The sequence below is a fragment of the Reichenbachiella carrageenanivorans genome, from assembly GCF_025639805.1.
GTDB lineage: Bacteria > Bacteroidota > Bacteroidia > Cytophagales > Cyclobacteriaceae > Reichenbachiella > Reichenbachiella carrageenanivorans.
Genome location: NZ_CP106735.1, coordinates 3905138 through 3928168 on the forward strand (window position 1 = coordinate 3905138; position 23031 = coordinate 3928168).

The 23031-nt window shown below is 40.5% G+C and carries 24 protein-coding genes; 14 read left to right on the forward strand and 10 right to left on the reverse strand.

The features are described 5' to 3' along the window. Entirely contained in the window at nt 1-1488 is a 1488-nt protein-coding gene (locus tag N7E81_RS15860; RefSeq protein ID WP_263050576.1) for an acetyl-CoA carboxylase biotin carboxylase subunit, read from the reverse strand. A gap of 169 nt (nt 1489-1657) precedes the next feature. Here N7E81_RS15860 and N7E81_RS15865 point away from each other — a divergent pair, with 169 nt between their 5' ends. Further along, nucleotides 1658-2905 (forward strand): aminotransferase class I/II-fold pyridoxal phosphate-dependent enzyme, encoded by a 1248-nt coding sequence (locus N7E81_RS15865; protein ID WP_263050577.1) that lies wholly within the window; start codon nt 1658-1660, stop codon nt 2903-2905. 106 nt (nt 2906-3011) lie between these two features. After that, nucleotides 3012-3188, forward strand: coding sequence for a histone H1 (locus N7E81_RS15870; protein ID WP_263050578.1), 177 nt, complete (start codon nt 3012-3014; stop codon nt 3186-3188). Nucleotides 3189-3223: 35 nt separating this feature from the next. Here the strand turns inward: N7E81_RS15870 and dapA are convergent, their stop codons facing one another. From dapA to ligA, 3 genes are read right to left on the reverse strand one after another with little or no spacing between them, the layout of a single operon-like run. Then, complete coding sequence (gene dapA, locus N7E81_RS15875) at nt 3224-4117, reverse strand: 4-hydroxy-tetrahydrodipicolinate synthase (RefSeq protein ID WP_263050579.1); 894 nt, start codon at nt 4115-4117, stop codon at nt 3224-3226. Then, nucleotides 4110-4628, reverse strand: a complete 519-nt coding sequence (locus tag N7E81_RS15880; protein ID WP_263050580.1) for a DUF6913 domain-containing protein — start codon at nt 4626-4628, stop codon at nt 4110-4112. Before N7E81_RS15880 ends, dapA begins: the two co-directional genes overlap by 8 nt. 9 nt (nt 4629-4637) lie before the next feature. Then, on the reverse strand, nt 4638-6647 hold the full coding sequence (gene ligA, locus N7E81_RS15885) for an NAD-dependent DNA ligase LigA (protein ID WP_263050581.1): 2010 nt from the start codon (nt 6645-6647) through the stop codon (nt 4638-4640). A 255-nt stretch (nt 6648-6902) separates the two neighbouring features. Here ligA and der point away from each other — a divergent pair, with 255 nt between their 5' ends. Together der and N7E81_RS15895 are read left to right on the forward strand one after the other, a co-directional pair. Continuing rightward, nucleotides 6903-8219, forward strand: a complete 1317-nt coding sequence (gene der, locus N7E81_RS15890; protein WP_263050582.1) for a ribosome biogenesis GTPase Der — start codon at nt 6903-6905, stop codon at nt 8217-8219. 2 nt (nt 8220-8221) lie between these two features. Beyond that, nucleotides 8222-8836: a transcription elongation protein SprT gene (locus N7E81_RS15895; RefSeq protein ID WP_263050583.1), complete on the forward strand. Its 615-nt coding sequence runs from the start codon at nt 8222-8224 to the stop codon at nt 8834-8836. On the opposite strand, the gene N7E81_RS15900 is transcribed toward N7E81_RS15895, so the two are convergent. Both N7E81_RS15900 and N7E81_RS15905 read right to left on the reverse strand, forming a co-directional pair. After that, on the reverse strand, nt 8833-9849 hold the full coding sequence (locus N7E81_RS15900; protein WP_263050584.1) for an agmatinase family protein: 1017 nt from the start codon (nt 9847-9849) through the stop codon (nt 8833-8835). The two genes, N7E81_RS15895 and N7E81_RS15900, sit on opposite strands and share 4 nt — an antisense overlap. Before the next feature lie 3 nt (nt 9850-9852). Further along, entirely contained in the window at nt 9853-10356 is a 504-nt protein-coding gene (locus tag N7E81_RS15905) for a SixA phosphatase family protein (protein WP_263050585.1), read from the reverse strand. Between the two features lie 115 nt (nt 10357-10471). Here N7E81_RS15905 and topA point away from each other — a divergent pair, with 115 nt between their 5' ends. Then, the gene (gene topA, locus N7E81_RS15910) at nt 10472-12877 is read left to right on the forward strand and encodes a type I DNA topoisomerase (protein ID WP_263050586.1); all 2406 of its coding nucleotides are present in this window, start codon (nt 10472-10474) and stop codon (nt 12875-12877) included. Nucleotides 12878-12883: 6 nt separating this feature from the next. Here the strand turns inward: topA and N7E81_RS15915 are convergent, their stop codons facing one another. Then, on the reverse strand, nt 12884-13528 hold the full coding sequence (locus N7E81_RS15915; RefSeq protein WP_263050587.1) for a Crp/Fnr family transcriptional regulator: 645 nt from the start codon (nt 13526-13528) through the stop codon (nt 12884-12886). A gap of 151 nt (nt 13529-13679) precedes the next feature. Here N7E81_RS15915 and N7E81_RS15920 point away from each other — a divergent pair, with 151 nt between their 5' ends. The 3 genes from N7E81_RS15920 to N7E81_RS15930 are packed head-to-tail and all read left to right on the forward strand — an operon-like array spanning nt 13680 to nt 15281. Beyond that, a complete protein-coding gene (locus N7E81_RS15920; protein ID WP_263050588.1) occupies nt 13680-14210 on the forward strand; it encodes a CopD family protein in 531 nt (176 codons plus the stop codon). Next, the gene (locus N7E81_RS15925) at nt 14203-14850 is read left to right on the forward strand and encodes an SCO family protein (protein ID WP_263050589.1); all 648 of its coding nucleotides are present in this window, start codon (nt 14203-14205) and stop codon (nt 14848-14850) included. The genes N7E81_RS15920 and N7E81_RS15925 overlap by 8 nt, the downstream gene beginning before the upstream one ends. Further along, complete coding sequence (locus tag N7E81_RS15930; RefSeq protein ID WP_263050590.1) at nt 14847-15281, forward strand: c-type cytochrome; 435 nt, start codon at nt 14847-14849, stop codon at nt 15279-15281. The genes N7E81_RS15925 and N7E81_RS15930 overlap by 4 nt, the downstream gene beginning before the upstream one ends. Here the strand turns inward: N7E81_RS15930 and N7E81_RS15935 are convergent. Next, entirely contained in the window at nt 15278-15709 is a 432-nt protein-coding gene (locus N7E81_RS15935; RefSeq protein ID WP_263050591.1) for a hypothetical protein, read from the reverse strand. The genes N7E81_RS15930 and N7E81_RS15935 overlap by 4 nt on opposite strands. 251 nt (nt 15710-15960) lie before the next feature. Next, entirely contained in the window at nt 15961-16512 is a 552-nt protein-coding gene (locus tag N7E81_RS15940) for a DinB family protein (RefSeq protein WP_263050592.1), read from the reverse strand. 253 nt (nt 16513-16765) lie between these two features. Between N7E81_RS15940 and N7E81_RS15945 the strand changes: the two genes are divergently transcribed. After that, entirely contained in the window at nt 16766-18016 is a 1251-nt protein-coding gene (locus N7E81_RS15945; RefSeq protein WP_263050593.1) for a cation:proton antiporter, read from the forward strand. Between the two features lie 2 nt (nt 18017-18018). Here N7E81_RS15945 and N7E81_RS15950 read toward each other — a convergent pair whose 3' ends face one another. Then, a complete protein-coding gene (locus N7E81_RS15950) occupies nt 18019-18858 on the reverse strand; it encodes a universal stress protein (protein ID WP_263050594.1) in 840 nt (279 codons plus the stop codon). Nucleotides 18859-19152: 294 nt separating this feature from the next. On the opposite strand from N7E81_RS15950, the gene N7E81_RS15955 reads away from it, so the two are divergent. From N7E81_RS15955 to N7E81_RS15975, 5 genes are all read left to right on the forward strand, one after another. Then, the gene (locus N7E81_RS15955; RefSeq protein ID WP_263050595.1) at nt 19153-20082 is read left to right on the forward strand and encodes a glutaminyl-peptide cyclotransferase; all 930 of its coding nucleotides are present in this window, start codon (nt 19153-19155) and stop codon (nt 20080-20082) included. 1 nt (nt 20083) lies between these two features. After that, nucleotides 20084-20380 (forward strand): SCP2 sterol-binding domain-containing protein, encoded by a 297-nt coding sequence (locus N7E81_RS15960; protein ID WP_263050596.1) that lies wholly within the window; start codon nt 20084-20086, stop codon nt 20378-20380. 96 nt (nt 20381-20476) lie between these two features. Next, nucleotides 20477-21019: a YfiT family bacillithiol transferase gene (locus tag N7E81_RS15965; protein WP_263050597.1), complete on the forward strand. Its 543-nt coding sequence runs from the start codon at nt 20477-20479 to the stop codon at nt 21017-21019. Between the two features lie 84 nt (nt 21020-21103). After that, the gene (locus N7E81_RS15970; RefSeq protein ID WP_263050598.1) at nt 21104-21691 is read left to right on the forward strand and encodes a TetR/AcrR family transcriptional regulator; all 588 of its coding nucleotides are present in this window, start codon (nt 21104-21106) and stop codon (nt 21689-21691) included. Beyond that, nucleotides 21688-23031 (forward strand): FAD-dependent oxidoreductase, encoded by a 1344-nt coding sequence (locus N7E81_RS15975; protein ID WP_263050599.1) that lies wholly within the window; start codon nt 21688-21690, stop codon nt 23029-23031. Before N7E81_RS15970 ends, N7E81_RS15975 begins: the two co-directional genes overlap by 4 nt.

A 23031-nucleotide genomic window follows, 5' to 3' on the forward strand; every position in this document is an offset into this window, starting at 1 on the left:
TCAACGATAGCTACTACGAGATTTCCACACCTTAGAAGGCTCGTTTGACTTCATTACTCTGCCCCTATTTTCTCCCAAAGCCATCACTGCCATGATCGCAGCAACCTGCTCTTCCTCCACTGTACCAGCATCAAGAAATTCTGGTTTAAAATGAGTATCCACGAATTTGGTGTCGAAGTGGCCACTCACAAACGCCTCATGATTGATGGCAAATCGACAAAAAGACAGAGTAGTTTCTATCCCATTGATTTGAAATTCGTCAATAGCCCTAGTCATACGGTCGATAGCTTCTTTTCTAGTGGCTCCTTTAGTGATCAACTTGCCAATCATCGGGTCATAATAAATAGGAATATCCATACCTTCTTCATAGCCATCGTCTACCCTTACGCCTGGTCCATGCGGGCGTTTGTAGGTCAATAGTTTCCCAATATCTGGAAGAAAATTAGTTTTAGGATTCTCCGCATAGATCCGAACCTCAAGGGCATGCCCATTGATTTTCAAATCATCTTGAGAAAAACTAATCTTTTCCCCTTGAGCTATTTTGATTTGCTCTTTGACTAAATCTATACCTGTGATTTCTTCTGTCACACAATGTTCTACTTGGAGACGTGTATTCATTTCTAAAAAGAAGAAATCATGATTTTCGTCTACAATAAACTCGACGGTACCCGCTCCTACATAATCACACGCTTTGGCTACCTTGATCGCAGTCTCTCCTATAGCCTTTCGCTTGGCTTCGCTAAAAATAGACGACGGAGCTTCTTCTATTACCTTCTGGTGGCGACGCTGTATACTACACTCTCTTTCGAATAGGTGTAGTATGTTGCCATGCTCATCACCAAGCACTTGTACCTCTATATGTCTGGGAGAGGCTATGTATTTTTCTATAAAAACTGACCCATCACCAAAAGCAGACTTAGCTTCGCTAATGGCACGAGTCATACCCTCTTCCAATCCATCGGCGTCTTCTACTACTCGCATCCCTTTGCCACCACCACCAGCACTGGCCTTGATCAATACTGGGTAGCCTATTTCATCTGCTACTTTTTTGGCTAAAGCCAAATCCTCTATAGCCTCATTGATCCCTGGTACCATAGGAATGTCGTAGGTCGCAACGGCTTTTTTAGCGGCAAGCTTATCTCCCATTACTTCCATAGATTTAGCAGATGGGCCAATAAGAATGACTCCTGCTTTTTTCAAGCGTCTTGCAAACTCTGCGTTTTCGGAAAGAAAACCATAGCCTGGATGCACAGCATCTACGTGGAGTGCCGTACATACTTTGATGATATTGTCTATCACGAGATAGGATTCAGCAGAAGCCGCAGGACCAATACAAATGGCCTCATCTGCTAACTTGACATGTGGTGCCAGTCGATCTGCCTCACTAAAAACAGCCACTGTAGTTATACCCATTTCTCTCGCCGAACGAATGACGCGGATAGCAATCTCACCTCGGTTAGCGATTAACACCTTCTTAATATTCTTCATTTGGGATAAAGTATTGTTCGAAATTTCTATGTAATAGCGAATATAGAGGAAAATACGCCAATGAAATTGCTCTGGGGAATATCAAATAATATTGCGTAAATGTTAAGAGAAATGTTAACTTTGCAATCGTTTTTAAAACAGCATTGTTGCATTAAATCAAAGCAAATTAATGGATTTATTTGAAAAATTTAATGAGGATAGAGGCCCTCTAGGTCAGCATTCCGACATGGATCATACAAACTTTTACATGTTTCCAAAGTTGGAAGGACCCATCGCCCCTCGTATGCAATTTCGAGGCAAAGAGGTCTTGACTTGGAGCTTGAACAACTATCTTGGTTTAGGCAATATGCCTGAAGTAAGAGAAGCCGACACTCAAGCTACCGCTGATTGGGGCTTAGCCTATCCTATGGGTGCCAGAATGATGACTGGCAACACAAAATATCACGAACAACTAGAGAATGAGCTAGGAGACTTTGTACAAAAGGAGTCTTGTATGCTTTTGAACTATGGATACCAAGGCATCATGTCGATCATCGATGCGGTAGTGAACAGAAAAGATGTGGTAGTATATGACGCAGAGTGTCATGCTTCTATCATCGATGGTCTCCGACTACATGTAGGTAAGAGATTTGTATACTTGCACAACGACATGGAAAGTCTAGAAAAGCAACTCGTAAGAGCTGAAAAACTAGCCAAAGAAAATGGCGGAGGTGTATTAGTAATCACCGAAGGTGTATTTGGCATGTCTGGTAGCATGGGCGACCTAGCTGGAGTTGTGGCTTTGAAAGAGAAATTCGAATTTAGAATTTTGGTAGACGATGCACACGGGTTCGGCACTATGGGTAAAACAGGTGCTGGTACAGGAGAAGAACAAGGCGTTCAGGATGGTATAGATCTTTACTTCTCTACGTTTGCAAAATCAATGGCAAGCATTGGTGCTTTCGTAGCAGGAGATAAAAATGTGATCGAATACTTGAAATACAATGTAAGATCTCAAATCTTCGCTAAGTCGCTCCCTATGCCATTGGTTATCGGTGCATTGAAGAGACTTGAGCTGTTAAAAACTCGTCCCGAGATGAAAGACAAGCTATGGACCATCGTAAATGCTATCCAACAAGGCTTGAGAGATAAAGGGTTTAACCTAGGCAAAACACAATCGCCTGTAACTCCCGTATTGCTAAATGGTGGCTGGAAAGAAGCTGCTAATATGATTACCGACCTTAGAAACAACTACAACATTTTCTGCTCTATGATTGTGTATCCAGTTGTACCTAAGGGAGTTATTATGTTAAGAATTATACCAACTGCTGCGCATTCTTTGAATGATGTGAAAGAGACTATTCAAGTCTTTGAAGTGATCAAAGGAAAGCTTGACGCAGGTGTATATAGAGATGCAGAAATAACACAATTGGCATAACTTAAAAAATTATTAAAAATCATGGCCTACGTCATTGATTTATGGTTTTTTAATATAAATTGCCAGTTCTTGTTTAATATTCAATAACCTTAAATAGTAAATTAATATGAAAAGATTTAATGAAGTAAGAGACCTTATCGCTTCTTTAGAAGGGGATTTCGAGAAATTCTACGACAAAAAGAACCAGGCTGCTGGTACTCGTGTAAGAAAAGGGATGCAGGATCTTAAGAACCTTGCTCAGGAAATCAGAATCGAAGTTCAAGATATCAAGAACGAAGGTTAATCCACTGATTACTATAAGACATAAAAAAGGGATGATTAAATCATCCCTTTTTTTGTGTCCAATACTTTGTATTCATTGGCAATTTTTTCCTTGAGCCCCTCACTGGCCTCTACCAACGGCAACCTGAGTCCTCCATTTCCGATCCCCATCTGCCTTAACAATTCTTTTACTCCTGTGGGATTGCCTTCTGAAAAGAGCAACCCAAGAATCTCTTCCATATCATTGGCCATGACTTTGGCCTTAGAATAATCTGCTGCTAATGCCGCATTGACCAAATCTGAAGTATGACCAGGCAATGCATTGGCTATCACGGAGATCACACCATGCCCCCCACATTTGATAAACGGAGTAATCAAATCATCGTCTCCAGAAATCAGCAAAAAGTCATCTGGCATTTTACGTGCGATCTCTTCAGCTTGCACCACTGTATCTCCTGAGGCTTCTTTGATACCTATGATGTTGGGATGCTGAGCCAGTGCCACTACCGTCTTTGCTGTCATGTTTACGGACGTGCGTTTCGGTACATTGTAAAGAATAACAGGCTTCTTTGCAGCAGCAGCGATGGCTTCAAAGTGCAACTGCAAACCACGCTGAGAAGGCTTGTTATAAAATGGACATACTACCAAGAAAGCATCCACATCTTCTTGGAATTTCTTGAATTTAGAAACCAAAGCCATCGTATCGTTGCCACCTAACCCATAGACAACAGGAAGATTTTTGTGATTCTTCGATTTTACAAATCGCAAAACCTCCAACTTCTCTGCGCCTGTCAATGTAGGCGATTCGGCCGTAGTACCCATGACTACAAGGTAATCTACCCCTCCTCCACTCACATGATTGACCAACTGTTCTAATGCGGTATAATCCACACTCAGATCCTCCTTAAATGGCGTCACTAACGCCACTCCTGTCCCTTTAAATTTATCCATTTCTTACGTTTGTTAAATAGTGATAGACCTCATCCATATACGACTCATACTTGTCATCACTAGGATTTATCATCATTTCAAAATACTGGCTCTTGCCTTCTTCGTACCTCCCAACTCTACATTTGGCTTTTGACCCAGCCAGTATATTTTGTGTATACTTATTTTGACTCCAGTCTAAACTGACTAAAAAATCAAAAGGCGTGTTACGAAACTGCGTAACGGTCTCTTTTGTCCAATTGCCTCTGGTATTCAAATCCTTTTCATCAAAATAAGCATAACCAGGATCTGTTATTTTGGCTGCTACGGGCACAAAAGTCATCGTAGACACATCCTTTTGGTCAGATTCAAATTTGGCAATCAAACTACTTAGCATCGCCTTAGACCTGTTGTCATCCAAACTATAAATCAGGCCAATCGACTTCGCCTCTTTATAGGCATCAGACATCCGAAACGCATCATTTTTTTTGAGCGCAAGAGCGGTTTTAAGTTTTACTAAAAATTTACCTATCATTTTCTGAAGTCAATTGATCATCTCCTCAAATTGAGTTTCTGATATGATGTTAATGTTAAGTTTTTCTGCTTTTTCGAGTTTAGCAGGTCCCATTTTATCTCCAGCCAGCAGGTAGTCGAGCTTGGCTGAAATAGAACTTACTACCTTACCCCCATGATCTTTAATGATCGATTTGAGCTCGTCTCTTCCGTACTTTTCAAATACCCCCGAAATCACAAAGCTCTTCCCTGCCAACACATCACTACTGGTTTGATATTTACTTTCGTCTATTTGAAAATTGAGACCTGCAGCCTTTAGTTTTTCAATCAAAACCTGATTTTCTTCTTTCGAAAAATATAAAATCAGGCTTTCTGCAATTCGATCTCCTATTTCTGGAACTTCTATTAACGCTTCAAAATCAGCCACCATTAAGGCGTCCATGCTTTTGAAATGCACAGCGAGCTTCTCTGCTACTGTCTTGCCCACAAAACGAATACCCATACCAAATAGTACTTGCTCGAATGGCGCTTGCTTTGACTCGGCTATGCCTTTGAGTAAATTACGAACACTCAAATCCTGAAACCCTTCTAAGTCAATCAGGTCTTCATATTTCAAATCATATAAATCTGAAATATTGGTAAGTAGTCCCTTCTCATACAGCGTTTTGATTGTCTGCTCACCCATCGAGTCTATATCCATCGCCTTTCGGTGAATGAAATGCTCAATTCTTCCTTTGATCTGTGGTGCACACCCGTCTATATTAGGACAGTAATGATTGGCTTCACCTTCATACCTTACCAACGGCGTCTTGCATTCTGGACACGCGGTAATGTAATGAAACGCTGTACTATCCAAAGGTCGCATGGTCAAATCTACCCCTGTGATTTTAGGAATAATCTCTCCTCCTTTTTCCACATATACCTGATCTCCTATCCTCACTCCAAGTCGTTCGATCTCGTTGGCATTGTGGAGCGACGCTCGCTTCACTGTAGTCCCAGCCAACTGCACAGGCTCCAGCTCTGCTACTGGGGTTACCGAACCCGTTCGCCCTACTTGATAGACTACTTCTTTGAGTCTGGTCATGGCACTTTCTGCCTTATATTTATACGCAATCGCCCATCGTGGGCTTTTGGCGGTAAAACCCAAATCATTTTGCTGCTTCAGGCTATTTACTTTGATCACAATCCCGTCGGTATCTACAGGCAGTTCTTTTCTTTTTTCGCCCCACTTGTCTATATACGCCAAGACTTCTTCGATATTTTGACATTTTTGATAAGTAGGCGATACATTAAAACCCCAATCGCTAAGTGATTCTACAGCATCGAAATGAGTAGCTACCACATGTCTATCCGTCATCAAACTATACAGATAACAATCCAATTTCCTAGACGCTACAATACTAGAGTCTTGCATCTTCAATGTTCCTGACGCGGTATTTCTTGGGTTTGCCAGCGGCTCTTCCCCATCAGCTATTTTTTGTTTATTAATTTCTTCGAAAGCTGATATTGGCATATATACTTCTCCACGTACCTCGAAGCGCTCTGGGTAGCCCTGCCCAATCAATCGCAAAGGAATAGAGCGAATAGTTTTTGCATTGGCAGTCACATCATCTCCTTTGGTTCCATCACCTCGAGTCACAGCACGCACCAACTGTCCCTGCTCATAAGTAAGGCTGATAGCCACACCATCAAACTTGAGTTCACATATATATTCGTAAGCCTGTCCTTCTAGTCCTTTGCTTACTCGAGTATCAAAATCTCTTAAATCTTCGGCTGAATAGGTATTAGACAACGACAACATCGGATATTGATGCGTGACCGTTTCAAAATTTTTAGTAATCGTACCTCCCACTCGCTGCGAAGGTGAATCGGGTAATTTTAATGCTGGAAACTCAGTTTCGAGCTGAATAAGGCGCACCAGCAACTGGTCAAAATCATAATCAGATATCTCAGAAACACTTTCCTGATAATACTTTTGATTATGATAATTGATTTGCTCGCTTAAGGAAGTAATCTCTTTTTTGGCCTCTTCTGCTAACATACAATTTCACTAGTATAAGAAGACAAATCTATAAAGACTTTAGCTTTTCAAATCGAGTTCTGTTCATTTATAAACAGTGATTTTAAAATATTAACTTATTCATTAAAAATTGTTAGAAAGAAAAATGAGTTCTTCTGAATTTAGAGCCATCTATCAAGATTTATGTTTTTGATTTTGGCATTTGAAATTTAGCATTTCCATGCCGCTTATAGCCGATAATGTCTAAATTTGCGACTTCAAAAAAATCATATCGCTTTGTCGAATATATTAGCAATTACTGGTCGCCCTAATGTGGGTAAATCAACACTTTTCAACAGGTTAGTGGAAAGAAAAAAAGCCATCATGGACAATGAAAGCGGAGTAACTCGCGATCGGCATTATGGCTTTGGCCAATGGAATGGCAAATACTTTACGATCATAGATACTGGTGGGTATGTGACTGGCTCCGATGATATATTCGAAGAAGCCATCAGAGACCAAGTAAAGCTAGCACTAGACGAAGCTAGCGTCATCCTTTTTATGGTAGACTGCAAAGACGGCCTCACCGACATGGATCAAGACTTTGCCAACATCCTAAGAGAGTTGAAAAAACCCGTATTCGTGGTTGCTAATAAAGCGGACAACCCTGACTTGATCATGATGGCTAATGAATTTTATGGACTGGGGCTAGAGAGCGACATTCATGTGATTGCTTCTACTTCTGGTGCTGGCACTGGAGATTTGCTAGACGCAGTAGTGGAGCATTTCGAAGACAGCGACTTGGAAAACCCAGAAGAGGGCATTCCTAGAATCTCTATTTTAGGAAGACCTAACGCAGGTAAGTCCTCTTATCTAAATGCACTTTTAGGCAAAGACAGGTCTATCGTCACTGACATTGCTGGCACGACCAGAGATGCCATCAATACGCGATACAAACTATTCGGCAAGGATTTTATTCTTACCGACACTGCGGGTATCAGAAAGAAATCAAAAGTAAAGGAAGACATCGAATTCTACTCGGTACTACGTGCCATACAGTCGCTCCAAGACAGTGATGTATGTATCGTAATGATAGATGCTGAGCGTGGATTTGAAGCCCAAGACATGAACATTATCACCCTTGCAGACAAGTACAAAAAGGGGATTATGATCATGGTAAACAAATGGGATTTGATTGAAGATAAAACCACTAATACGGCCGAAAATTTCAGAAAAGACATACAAGAAAAACTAGGAAATCCACTCTCTTATATCCCTATCATTTTTACTTCTGTCACACAAAAACAAAGAATTTTCCAAGCGATAGAATTAGCTATCGAAGTCAACACGAACCGAACTCGAAGAATTACTACCTCTGAGCTCAATGATGCCATGCTAGCCGAAATCGAGCACTACCCACCACCAGCACTCAAAGGCAAGCACATCAAAATCAAGTATGTAACCCAGCTCCCTACGCGTACTCCGTCATTTGCATTTTTCTGCAACCTACCACAGTACATCAAGGAGCCTTATGAAAGATTTTTGACCAATAAATTACGTTCTCACTTTGATTTCAGAGGAGTTCCAATCAAAATCTACTTTAGACAAAAATAAGATTGTCCGAAGCCAAGCATCGTCGATTGTTTGAAAACCACTTGCCTGAAAAGGCTGTGGACTATTGCTATGCGCTCTGGCAAGAACTCGGGTTTAATTTTCGAATTACGAAGAAGCGACAGTCAAAGTATGGCGACTACCGGTACGACCCAACCTCCCAATCTCATCACATTTCGGTCAACCATGACCTGAATTGCTATGCTTTTTTAGTCACCTATATTCACGAAGTTGCTCACAAAGTCACTTTTGAAAAACACAAAAGAGAGGTCTTGCCTCATGGACTGGAGTGGAAACATGAATTTAAAAAACTCATGCTTCCACTGCTCAGAGAAGATATATTTCCTATGGATGTCTTAGGCCCTCTGGCCAGACACATGAAGAACCCAAAAGCTACTAGCACATCAGACAAGGCTCTTTTTGTAGCCTTGCGCAATCACGACAAAAATAAAAGTGGTTTATTATTGAAAGAGGTGGAAACAGGCGCTAAGTTTTTATTCAACAAAAAAGTCTATCGCAAACTCGAAGTAAGAAGAACCCGAAGTCTATGCGAACTCACCACCAATCAGCGGAAATATTTGATTTCAGAGACAGCTCCTGTGCAGGTTTTCAAGAATTAAACCAACCCACAAAGCGCATATAAAACCCTCGCCGCTACATTGGCATTCCATTCTTTATCGTCTGGCTGTGGCGCCACTTCATTCAGATCAAAACCAATGACTTCTCTACCCGAAGCTTTCACTTGATTGATTAAATAAACGGCCTCTTCGAAGCTCAAACCTCCTGGAACTGGGGTGCCTGTACCTGGACACAAGAAAGGCTGTAGCCCGTCGATATCAAAACTGATATAAACTTTATCTGGAAGCTGCGCTACCATTTCTTTGCACAAAGATTGCCAGGTCGTTCCTTCAAACTGTTGCCATTTCAATTCCTGATCGAAATACACGGCTACACGCTCATCAGACTTGACCAACTCCATTTCTTCCTCGCAAAAATCACGAATACCTACCTGCACGAGCTTGGAGATATTTGGCAACTTCAATGCATTGTACATGATGGAAGCATGGGAATGTTTGAAGCCCTCGTAGGCTTTACGCAAATCTAGGTGTGCGTCGATTTGAAGAATCCCAAAGTCTTCGTACTTATCGTTTAGTGCTTCCAGATAGCCCAGAGGCGTACTGTGATCGCCTCCTAGCAAACCAACTATTTTACCTTTATTAAGATAGGCTAAAGCTTGATCTTTGAGTTGTGCTTTTAGTGCAGTCGTGCCTTGGTCTACAGCTGCAATTACTTCCTTAACCTTTAAGTATTCTTGACCTGCTTCCAACGCCTCTATATAGGGTTCTACTACAAGTCTTAAATCTTGACTCTTGTTTCTAATTTCTTCATCAATCGGTGCCATCCAGATGCCTTGTTTCCATGGAGCTTCTCTTCCCACTACTTCCAGGTCCAATTGGGCGGAAGCATCTAGAATAGCCTGTGGCCCTTCGGCCGTACCAGCCGAATAAGAAACTGTAGCATCCCAAGGCACAGGAAGAATCACCACTTGGGCATCAGCTTCTTCAAAAGGTAAACCAAAAATAGATCCTCTTACTCCTACAGCACTGGGATCATAATTTTCACTCGTTGACATGTCTTAATTATTTTCTGAGCGAGCAGCTGGCTTATAATATTTAACCAAATCCATATTGTTTTGTGAGACCTCTGCCCAAGCACCATCAAACTTCAGGTGAACTAAACCCGCAGGAGACACATTGCCAATAACAGCACCCGTCACATATTCTGCCAAGTAGGTAATGGCAGGATTGTGCGCCACGATAACCACTTTATTATTTTTATCTTCCAACTCATTAATCACCCTAAGAAGTATCCTTGTAGACGACTCATATAAGTCCTCATCATAGTCTACATTCACGGGATCATAACCCAGTTGTTCAGCGAGCATAGCGGTAGTAGTACGCGTTCTCACTGCCGTACTCGAAAGGATCAAATCTGGCGTACCAAGCAAATCAACCATCATCTTACCTAGTTTAGACGCGTCAATTTCACCATCCGCCGTAAGCGGTCTTTCGATATCCTTAATATCAAAATTAGTAGCGTCTGCTTCTGCGTGCCTTACCAAAAAAAGTTCTTTGTTCATGTGATGTAATCCGTCTTACAAATGGGCAATTTATTTAGAAATCTAATTTTCGTATTTGCTAAAATCAATTTTTTTTAATCATCTTTGGCGCTTTTAGGAATTAATTTTGAATTCTATGTCGAAGAATCTGGTAATAGTAGAGTCGCCCGCCAAGGCGAAAACGATCGAGGGGTATTTGGGTAAAGACTACAAAGTAGCATCTAGCTACGGCCACGTCCGAGACTTACAAAAAGGCAATAACGCCATCGACATAGCAAACGGGTTTACCCCTACTTATGAAGTATCTAAAGACAAAAAGGAAGTCATTAGAGACTTAAAAAAATTAGCCAAAGCCGCCGACACTATCTATCTAGCAAGTGATGATGACCGCGAAGGAGAAGCCATCTCTTGGCACTTACAAGAGACTTTGAAATTGGAGGAATCCAAAACCAAGCGAATTGTATTTCATGAAATTACTAAAAATGCAATCAGCAAGGCCATCAATAATCCTCGTGCACTCAATGTAGATTTAGTGAATGCGCAACAAGCCAGACGCGTACTGGATCGTTTGGTCGGATTTGAGCTTTCTCCTATTCTTTGGAAAAAGATAAAAACAGGTTTGTCTGCAGGACGGGTTCAGTCTGTAGCCGTACGGCTGGTCGTAGACAGAGAGCGAGAAATTGATGCGCATCAGGCCGTATCCGCATTCAAGGTCACTGCAGAATTCTCTTTAGATAAAGGTAAAATACTCAGTGCCGAACTGCCTGCTAAATTCAAAACAAAAGAAGAAGCCGAAACATTTGTAAATGACTGTGTAGGTGCTTCGTACGACATTAAAAATTTGGAGAAAAAGCCAGGAAAAAAAACACCTGCACCTCCATTTACCACCTCTACCATACAGCAGGAGGCCAGTAGAAAATTAGGATTTTCTGTAGCTCGTACCATGAGCGTAGCTCAGAAACTATACGAAGCTGGTAAAATCTCCTATATGAGAACTGATTCATTGAACCTATCTGACGAAGCTATAGCAGGTGCTAAAAATGAAATTACTAGCAGCTACGGTGAGCATTTCGTAAAAACCCGAAAATACAAAACCAAAAATGCCTCAGCACAAGAAGCTCACGAAGCCATTCGGCCAACCAACTTCTCTGACCGATCTGCTGGTAGCGACGACAGTGAAAGAAGGCTTTATGAACTGATCTGGAAACGCGCCATTGCCTCACAAATGGCGGATGCTGAAATAGAAAAAACAGTAGCTACCATAGGCATATCTACTCGAAAAGAACACCTTACAGCCACTGGTGAAGTGGTGAAGTTTGAAGGTTTCTTGACCGTATATACCGAATCTACAGACGACGATACCGAGGAAGAAGAAAACAAAGGCATGTTGCCTCCTTTGGAAATCGGACAAGATCTGGATTTGAATATCATGAAGGCTAAAGAAGGCTTTACACGTCATGCAGCCAGATATACTGAGGCAAGCTTGGTGAAGAAAATGGAAGAGATGGGCATCGGAAGGCCGTCTACATATGCTCCAACTATCTCCACCATTCAACGACGTGAATACGTTGTCAAAGAAGCAAGAGATGGGCACGAAAGAAAATACGCCGAAATTACTTTACAAAATGACAAAGTAGTGTCAAGTGAAAAAACTGAAATCACTGGCGCAGAAAAGAACAAACTCTTCCCTACCAACATTGCCATGATTGTCAATGACTTTTTGGTAGACTACTTCCCTAATGTGATCGATTACTCTTTTACGGCCAACGTAGAAAAGGAATTTGACGAAATCGCTCATGGGCTGAAAAATTGGAATGCGATGATCGAATCGTTTTATGGAGGATTTCACAAAACGGTAGAAGAGACTGAGCAAGTAGAAAGATCTGAAATAGGTAAAGTACGTGAGCTAGGTGATGATCCTGCCACAGGAAAACCTATTATCGCTCGCATGGGCAGATTTGGTGCCATGGTACAAATGGGAGAAACCAGCGAAGATGAAGAAGCTGAAAAACCTAAATATGCTAGCCTAAGAAAAGGACAGTTTTTAGACAACATCACTTTGGAAGATGCTTTGGAGTTATTCAAACTTCCTCGTCAAGTAGGTGAATTAGAAGACAAAGTCATGACAGCAGCCATCGGTAGGTTTGGTCCATATATCCGTCACGATGGCAAATTTGTGTCTATCCCCAAGGATATGGATCCATTGCAGATCACCGCTGATGAAGCGGTTGAATTGATCATGGCAAAAAGAAAATCTGATGCCGAGAAATTCATCAAAGGTTTTGACGAAAACCCTGATGTACAAGTACTTAATGGCAGATGGGGGCCATATATCAAGTTTGAAAAGAAAAATGTAAAAATCCCTAAGGACAAAGAACCAACAGAGCTGACCTATGCCGAATGTGTAGATCTGGCTGAGAAAACTCCAGATAAAAAAGGCCGTGGAGCAACAGCTAAGAAAAAAGCCCCCGCTAAAACTACCGCCAAAGCAACAAAACCGAAAGCTACAAAACCCAAAACAACTAAGGCTAAGAAAAAGTAAGACCGCCTACACGAGCAAATTCACATCTCGAATCAAAATACGTCGTCGATCAAAATTGATGACGTTTTTTTCTTTAAGTTGATTTAAAGTAGTTGTCACCGTCTGGCGAGAAGTGCCGGTCAGATTAGCAATATCTTTATGAGTGAAGTTGTTTTGAATCAAGGTTTCAAAACCTACTTTCTGTCCACTTTCAATGGCCAATTCTTTCAAAAATTCTACAATTCTAGTTCGAGAATCTTTCGAAGTAATCGCCTCCATACGCTTATCGAGCTTTTCTATTCTACGCCCCATAAGCCCCAGTATATAAGCAAATAGCGTTTCGTCTAATTTGGCTGCGTCTAACAACTCACGTACAACTAGCACACGTACAATAGCATCTTTTGACATAACACGAGCATATTCTGTCCGCCTAGGCTGCCCTGCCAAAGACATCTCCCCAAACACACTACCTTCACTCAAAATAGACTTAACGACCTCTTCTCCATCCCTCCCTTCTTTAGCCACCTTCACACTCCCCTTTTCTATAAAGTAAATCAAGTCTGACGGTTCGTTAGCCTTAAACACGTAATCATCTTTTTGGTAAATGATTTGACTAGATGAAAGAATTTTTTCACCAAACTCTAATAGTATATCTGCTCCGTTGTGTTTCATATGTTTGTGATATTGTGATTTCTATCAACTGATTATATAAACACCCTAATAAAGGCTTACCACTACTTGAAGTGACAGTAGATTTTTCTTTATTTCCATATGGCATTGGGTTTATATACATCAGATTTATATTTGCGGCAGATTTAGCGCAATGACCTATTTATATTTAAAATCCCTGCATATCATCTTTGTTGTCACCTGGTTTGCCGGCTTATTTTATATGGTCAGGTTATTCATTTATACGACAGAGGCTCACCATCAAGAAGAGCCTAAAAGGAGCATCCTACTAGAGCAATTGCTTTTGATGCAAAAAAGACTGTGGTACATCATCGCATGGCCTTCTGCTATCATCACACTTATAGCAGGTACATGGCTAGCCATAGAAAGTGGTTTCTGGACTATGCCATGGTTTCACCTGAAGGTTTTGTTTGTGATTGGATTATTTCTTTACCACATCCTTTGTCAAAAACTGTATACTCAAATGACAAAAGGCTTATTCAAATATTCCTCTGTTCAATTACGCATTTGGAATGAAGTAGCCACACTTTTTCTCTTTGCCATCGTATTTATCGTGGTACTCAAGAGCACACTGAGTTGGATATGGGGAGTCATTGGCCTTGTCCTTATCGGCATATTACTCATGCTCGGCATTAAGATTTATAAAAAAATAAGAAATGATTAAAAACACATTCCCATCCCTTCTTCTGATTTCAATTCTCCTTTCTTGTAGTCAGCCTTATGGCAAAAACGAACTCCCTGTAATGGGCAGGCAACAAATCGTAGAAAAAGAAGTGAACGGACAAATAGTCATGGATACAGTAGATCACATGATCGCTGATTTTGCTTTCTATGATCAAGACAGTACATTGATCTCCAACGAGACTTTCAAAAATAAAATCTATATAGCTGATTTTTTCTTTACTTCTTGTCCTACCATCTGTCCAAAAATGAAAAAGCAACTACTCAGAGTGTATGAAAAATTTGAAGACACTCCAGAGGTTGCCATATTATCACACACCATCGATCCTAAATATGACAACGTGCAAGTACTCCACGACTATGCCAATGCTTTAGGTGTGAATAGTGCCAAGTGGCATTTTGTGACAGGAGAAGAAAAGGACATTTACCACATTGGAGAAAAGAGCTATATGGTAACTGCTGGCGAAGATAGCGAAGCACCAGGAGGGTATATTCATAGCGGAGCCTTTCTATTAATAGATAATCAACGCAGAATACGTGGCGTATATGATGGAACCATGGAAAACCAAGTAGATTTATTGCTCGCTGATATATCGGTACTCCTCAAAGAAATACGAAAATGATCCGAACCGCTGCTTTCATTTTTGGTTTGTTTCTATCCTCTCTATTGTTCAGTTGTCGCTCAGACAATCGCTATTCGGGACGTGAGGCAATCAAATATGACCAATACTTATTCCAAGGAGAACAATTGTATCAAGCTCATTGCTTGAATTGCCATCAAAAAGACGGCACAGGACTAGGCAAACTCATTCCTCCGCTCACGACAGATTTCATCACCTCAGAAATGGATTTGGTAATCTGTAGCATCAAACATGGCCTAAATGGCCCTATAGAAGTGAATGGCATCACCTACAACGGAGAGATGCCTAGCAACCCTCGACTCACTCCATTAGAAATAGCCGAAATAATGACCTACATCACCAACACGTGGGGTAACGAATACGGAATGGTTAATATTTCAAAAGTGGAAAAGGCCTTAGCCAACTGCAATTAGTCTTTTGAAAGATATGCTTCGGCTTCTTTTTTAGCATTTAGCATATCGTCTTTCACTTGCTGGATCAGTTTACGCTGTTCAGTCAAATATTGCATTGCTTCGTCATGCGGAGTCCCATCTTCTATTTGCTCAAAATTTCGCATCCACACCATCATGCCTTCATTTGCATTGGTGAGTTGCTCAGAAAGGCTTCTTATCTCAGCCACTTGAGTAGAATGATCAGCTAACGAATCGGCAATCAAGGAATCCGCTTGCTGAGACAACTCTTGGGCGAGCCCTCTTAGTTTATCCATCTTAGGCATCACGTCGTCATGTACTAGCATGACCTCTCCAAACAATGCCTGTTGTTCCTTCTTTTCAGAACCACATCCAACGACAGTTAATAGCAAAAAGAAAAGAGCTAAGGCAAAATGCGATTTACGAGTCATAGAAGTCATATCAGTGTAATAAAAAGTTATCATGCAATTTAAGATCACAAATTTATCATTTCAAAACATACGACACTGCAAAACATACATTAGTCTATATATTTTGATAAAGCGCAGATTATCAGTAAATTGAATAATTGAGACAAATAAAAATTACTAGCTATGGTTTCTATTCTGTTATTTTTCTCCATTGGGACATTGTGTGTTTGCTATTTTAGATATAAATCAATTTTGAAAAAACAGCATCACAATTAATCCTTCGAATTACCCCTATCCTCAACCTCCCTTAGAATGCGATCTATTTGCTTTAGATGGTGACTGAAATGGTGATCCAAAAAAGCCACTGTCTGAAGCAAAGAAAATCGTCCTGCAAACGGGTGTTTAAAAACCAATAAATCCAACCCTTCTTCTGGAAATGACTCAAGCAAAACTCTTAGTTCTTCTCTATGTTTAGAAAATTGCATTTTCAATTCCTCATACGAGATATCGCTAGTTGGTGGCGGCAGCTGTTTAGGCATTTTGAATTTTAACGATGATTTTAGCATCCATTTTAAAAACACAGCTCTCAACTGAGAAAATGCATCACGTGACTTCAATGAATCCAACCCTTGCATTTTCTTCTTTACATAACGCAGTGTACCCAACTCAGAAATAGACAAATGAGTCAACACTTGATTGACTGACCACAAGCCTTCCTTTTCGGGTATCGTCAAAAACCCAGAATCTACCCCATCCAAACGGCGAAATAAATCAAGCCTATTTTGCTCCAATACCTCAAAAGCCTTCAAAATTTCAGTTCTCATATGCATAAGTGTTATTTTATAATGATATCAAATAGGTTAAACACACAAAACCCGATACAAATATCTTATTCGTAATATTTGTATTTTTCAAATACTATAGGCAATTCAATGTTCTTTATTTAATACGTAATGTTGAATTTTTTATATTTTTTTAATTAATATAGCGGTCAAAATACATCACGATTTGTATTAATATTGTAATGGAAAAGTAACCACCACCACTTTAACATCAGGACATTCTTAATACAACAGCATGAACATTTTAGATATTTTAGCCCTGTTTATTTGCTTAGCGGGCATCTTTATCTACGTCAACACCTATTATTTGAAACTCCCTTCTTCTGTTGGGCTGATGATATTGGCTCTGGGGCTTTCTCTTGCCTTGTTGATCATAGAACAAATTATCCCAGAATTCAAATTAGGCACTGAGCGTATCTTAGCCGATTACGACTATCACGAGGTTCTGTATCAGTTAGTATTGAGCTTTATGCTTTTTGCTGGAGCACTCCAAATTGATTTCAAAAAACTTGCAGAGGAACGCACCCCTGTACTCATACTGGCACTCGTCGGTGTACTGATCTCTACCTTCATCATTGGTTCGGCCGTTTACTACCTATTACAGTGGATCAATATCCCGTTGGATTACATGTATTGTTTGGTATTTGGGGCCTTGATCTCTCCTACCGACCCGATAGCCGTCACAGCTACTATCAGAAAATACAGCCTATCTAAAAATTTAGAAACCAGAATTGCAGGAGAATCATTATTTAATGATGGCATCGCTGTGGTTATTACACTTACACTGCTTGATTTGGCTCACGCTGGTGAAGACCACTTCTTGGGCATCGTAGATATCGTCTGGGTATTTGGCACAGATATCACTGGAGGAATTGTAATTGGCCTATTCTTGGGATATCTCGGTTATAGAATATTAAAATACATTGACAATGACGAAGTAGAAGTAGAAGTATTGATGACTTTAGCCCTAGTTATGGCTGGTACTCAACTAGCAGAATTTGCACACGTATCGGCCAAGCAGGCCGTAGTAGTCATGGGCCTTGTCATTGGAAACGAAGGAAAGAGCGGGCATGTCACAAGTGCCGCTGGAGACTATGTCTTCAAATTTTGGCACTTAGTAGAAGAAACTCTAAACGCCATGCTATTCGTACTTATTGGGTTGGAAATGCTGATTATTCCTTGGAGACTTGACTATTTCGCTGCAGGATTTTTTGCCTTCAACATTGTATTGTTTGCCAGATACGTAAGTGTGAGTTTGCCTATTGCAGCCATGAGTACTTATCGAAGTTTTGAGAAAAACACGATACATGTACTAGCTTGGGGAGGACTGAGAGGTGGTATTCCTATTGCATTATCCTTGTCACTACCTGAGTTTGAAGGAAAGGAAGTGATTATCACCATGACTTATACGGTAGTAGTTTGCTCTGTGCTTTACCAAGGACTTACTATACCTAAGTTGATGAGAATCACATTCCCTAAAAAATAAGCTTACCTTATAGCCTTAGTCCAGATTGGGCGATGGGCATGATTCACGACATTTTTAGATACGTGGCTTGCTATCAAATGAAGCAGTCCGTGTCTATCGTGTGTACCAATGGCAATCATTCCAGCATTAATTTCCGAAGCATAATCCAAAATGGCCTCAGCCATATCGCTAGACATTTTTACCGCAACTGAACAATCCGTCAAGCCAAAATAGTCTACAAACTCATCTGCACGCTTCTTTGCTTCTGCTACAGTAGTCCACTCAGAATTAAAAACTTTCAGCAAGTGTAATTTAGCTCCAAAATGACTTTGCATTTCTTTTAAGTCATCTATAATCTGTACATGATCATCATTAAGGTCTGAAGCATAAACAATATCCTTTATATTGCCTAGCTCACATTTGTCTTTCACCACGATCACTGGACAGGTAGCGTATCGCACCGTTTTATCGGCAACAGACCCTACTAAAATTTCTTGTAAGCCCGAGGCACCTTGAGACCCCATAAAAATAAGACTCGCTTTGTGGCTTGCTATATTTTTTGCTATCGAAGAGTAAGCATTACCAATGTCTACTTTATATGTGATTTTGATATCAGCCATTTTAGGATCATTCACAAGGGCTTCTAGTCTCTGTTTTGTCTTATCCAACAGAAGCTTCACAAAGACATTCTCCATAGGGTCGTAATGAGCCTCTCCCGAAATTTTCATAGACTCAATATTTGGATCTTCTACAATATGAAGAACCAAAATCTCCGAATCTGTGTCTTTTGCTAATGAATGTGCGGCATCCAAAGCATTCAAAGATTCCTTTGAGAAGTCAACAGGAACAAGTATTCGTTTCATAAATAATTAGTTTAGAAAATAAAAATTCTTAAGGTTCAAGCTAAATTTAATGAATCCCTTTCGGAACTTACATGATTTAATGCATAATTCATTTTTGTAAGCAGTTCAATCATTATATAATTGCCCTGCTTAATTCAAGAATCTAAAATGAGTCCATTCAAATCACTATTTTTCTTAAATATTTTACTGTTATCCTCCTTATTTGGATGCGATACAAATAAAAAAGAAAATCAGTCGACCAGTCCAAGAATAAAAAATATCAGCCTAATCGAACAACCCAGAAATGGTGCTCGAATGACTGTTGGAGATACCATTCAATTTAAAATCTCCTCCAATGATCCAACTATTCAAATAGACTCCGTAAGCATCTCAACCAACGGAAATATACTAACCAACCCACTCGCTTGGAATACATCCAATGAAACCCCTGGTAAAAAAAATCTACTGGTATCTGTGTTCTTATCCAATGGTACAGAGGAAAAGAAAAGGCACAGTGTCACGCTATTTTCAGACATAGAACCTGTGGCATACACCTATCGCACCATCAACACCTATGTACATGATCCAGATGCCTTCACTCAAGGCCTGCTGGTAGACAATGGACAACTTTATGAAAGCACAGGAGAAAAAGGCCACTCTTCAGTAAGAAAGGTGGATATAATGTCTGGGAAAGTAATTCAATCAACCGAACTTTCCTCTCAATACTTCGGAGAAGGTATTGGTCTGGTCAACGACAATATATATATGCTGTCCTGGAAGGCTAGAACTGGTTTTATCTTCGACAAAAATAGCCTAGAACAAACTGGCCAATTCACCTACGCCACCGAAGGCTGGGGCATGACAACCAAAGACGACACGCTCATCATGAGTGATGGTTCGCATCGACTCAGATTTATGGATCCAGTAAGCTTTACCGAGCTTCGTCAGATAGAAGTATATGATCAGACAGGCCCAGTAGACTTCCTAAATGAGCTTGAATACATCAATGGTGATCTATTCGCTATCCGATGGCAAACAGATTTGATCTATATCATTGACCCTATCAGTGGCAAAGTAAAAGGCATACTGGACTTAGAAGGCATTTTTGATTTTGCTAACTATGGCAGAAGAAATGATGTGCTAAATGGTATAGCTTACGACAAAGATTTAGGTAAATATTATATCACAGGAAAGTGGTGGCCCAAACTTTTTGAAATACAACTCATCCCCAAAAACAACATTTGACATGACATTAGAAGAAACAACATCCAAAGTGCAACACCTAGCGACAAAAAAAAGTGGCGCTATTGGTTCTAAAATTAAATTTCAATTCGACGAAGGGGTAATTTTCCTAAACGACTCCGTCTCACCCAACGTAGTATCCAATGTTGACGAACAAGCCGACTGTACAGTACGTATGAGTCTGAGCAATTTCAACAAACTGATGTCGGGCGATATGAATGCCATGGGTGCGTTTATGATGGGCAAAATCAAAGTAGATGGAGATATGTCTATTGCTATGAAACTCTCCAACCTTTTTTAAACCTTGCAATAAACTAATCTAACCTATTAGTTCTTCTCAAAGAATAGCCTAGTTCTCTTCAAAGGTTTCTGCTTTCTTTATCAAAAAAAGAAAAACATGAGTGAAGAAGAACTAGAAAAATTGAAATATCCAATTGGTAAATTTCAGTTTCCAACCAGCTATTCAAAGGCAGATACTGACAATCATATACACACCATCTGCCATTTTCCTCAGATACTGAGAGAAAGCGTCAAATATCTCACAGACGAGCAATTGAATACCTCCTACCGACCCGACGGGTGGACCATTCGTCAAGTCATACACCACCTAGTCGACAGCCACATAAATAGCTATGTGCGATTCAAATGGACACTGACTGAACACCAGCCTACCATCAAAGCATATGACGAAAAGGCTTGGGCTGAGCTCAGCGATGCCAAATACGACGCGATCGAGCCTTCTCTATTATTGCTGACCGCCTTGCACCTAAAATGGAGTAACATGCTCAACAACCTCACTGAACAAGATTTGAAAAAAACATTTATCCATCCAGAATCTAAACGCGAGATACTATTACATCAAAACATAGCACTGTATGCTTGGCATTGCGATCATCACTTGGCACATATTATGAATTTGGCTGAAAGAAATGGCTGGTAAGCTACCAGCCATTCAGATAAAACTTTTAAAGTTAAGTGTATCAATCTTTTTCTATTCAACTAACAATTGTTAGTTTTATAGAAGATGGGACAATCCAAACCAAAGAAGAGCAAAAAACAGATCATACTAGAAGAAGCTGCTACACTGTTTCGGGAGAAAGGGTACGCAGCCACAACCATGCGAGACTTGGCTGCCAAAGTAGGGGTAGAAGCCGCTAGTCTATACAATCACATCAAATGTAAAGAAGAAATACTTTCTCAAATCTGTTCTTCTCTGGCCGACACCTATACTTCTAAAATGGTGCTCATTAATGCCACTGACGCAACTCCTATAGATAAAATCAAAGAACTTCTTCTACTTCACGTAGAAATCAATGCCATGAGTTCACCATTGGCCAGTGTAATGAACGATGAGTGGCGCCATCTGACAGAACCAGAGCGAAGTGACTTCCTCCTTAAAAGACGCAGTTATGAGAATCAATTTCTTAACATCATCGAACAAGGCATAGCTGACGGTTCCGTGCAAGCGACCGACGCTAAAATCGCTCTATATACCATGTTATCATCTATCCGATGGCTACAACACTGGTACCATGCCAACAGAGACATGGATGTAGAAGCAGTAAAAAGTACCATCATTGGCCTCTTAATGAACGGAATCCAAAAATCATGAGCCAGCAGGTAACCATAGTGGGCGCAGGCCTTGTGGGTGCCTTATTCGCTGCCTTGCTAGGCAAAAGAGGTTATCAAGTCCACGTATACGAGCGGCGATCTGATCTTAGAAAGACTACCATTTCAGCTGGAAAATCCATCAACATGGCTTGCTCCGCCCGAGGCTGGAAAGCTCTCGATCTAGTAGGTGTAGGCGACCAAGTGAGAAAAGCAGCCATTGCCATGAAAGGACGAATGATACACGGCACAGACGAATCGCTCACGTTTCAGCCTTATGGCAAAGCAGACGAAGCCATCTACTCCATTTCACGCACAGGACTGAATCAGATCCTTATAGATCATGCCGATCAATACGAAAACATTCATTTCCATTTTGATCACAAATGTGTGGATATCGATTTAGATACACCGTCGGCTAGTTTTGAACTGCCAAACAAAAAAGTAACACACATCAAATCCGATTTGATTTTCGGAACAGATGGAGCTTTTTCAGCTGTTCGATCTGCTATGCAAAAGCTCAAGCATTTCAGTTTCTCACAAGAATACATCAGTCACGACTACAAAGAACTGAGTATAGAAGCTAAAGCAGGAACCTTTCAAATGGAAAAACACGCCTTACACATTTGGCCTCGAGGCAGCCATATGCTGATTGCCTTACCAAACCCAGATGGCAGTTTTACTTGCACACTTTTCCTCCCCTACAAGGGAGACCATTCATTTGAAAAACTGAATAAAGAACAAAAAATACAAAGTTTCTTCAAAAACAAATTTCCAGATGCACTCAAACTGATTCCTAACCTAACCACGTTGTTTTGTAAAAACCCTACTTCACCTTTGGTAATCATAAAATGCTTCCCATGGAGTCACAAAGGCAAAGTAGCCATCCTTGGTGATGCCTCACATGCCATTGTTCCATTCTATGGTCAGGGTATGAACGCAGGCTTTGAGGATGTAACTATCTTAGATGAACTATTGGATAAACATGGAGGTGATTGGCCTACTATTTTATCAGCATTTGAAACCAAAAGAAAAACAGACGCAGACGCCATCTCCGATCTGGCTTTAAAGAATTTTATAGAAATGAGAGACCTTGTTGGGCAAGCATGGTTTCTAAAAAGAAAGCAAATCGAACATGCACTCTATGAAGCATTCCCTGACCAATTCATACCTCAGTACTCTATGGTCTCCTTTACCCATACGCCATATAGTGATGCCGTACGCCGAGGCATCCAACAAGACCTAATACTCGATCGTCTAGCCAACGATGAGGATATACTCGACATCATAGCCTCAGGCAAGCTCAAGACCTACATCGAAACGAACAACATGATCCCGAAATAA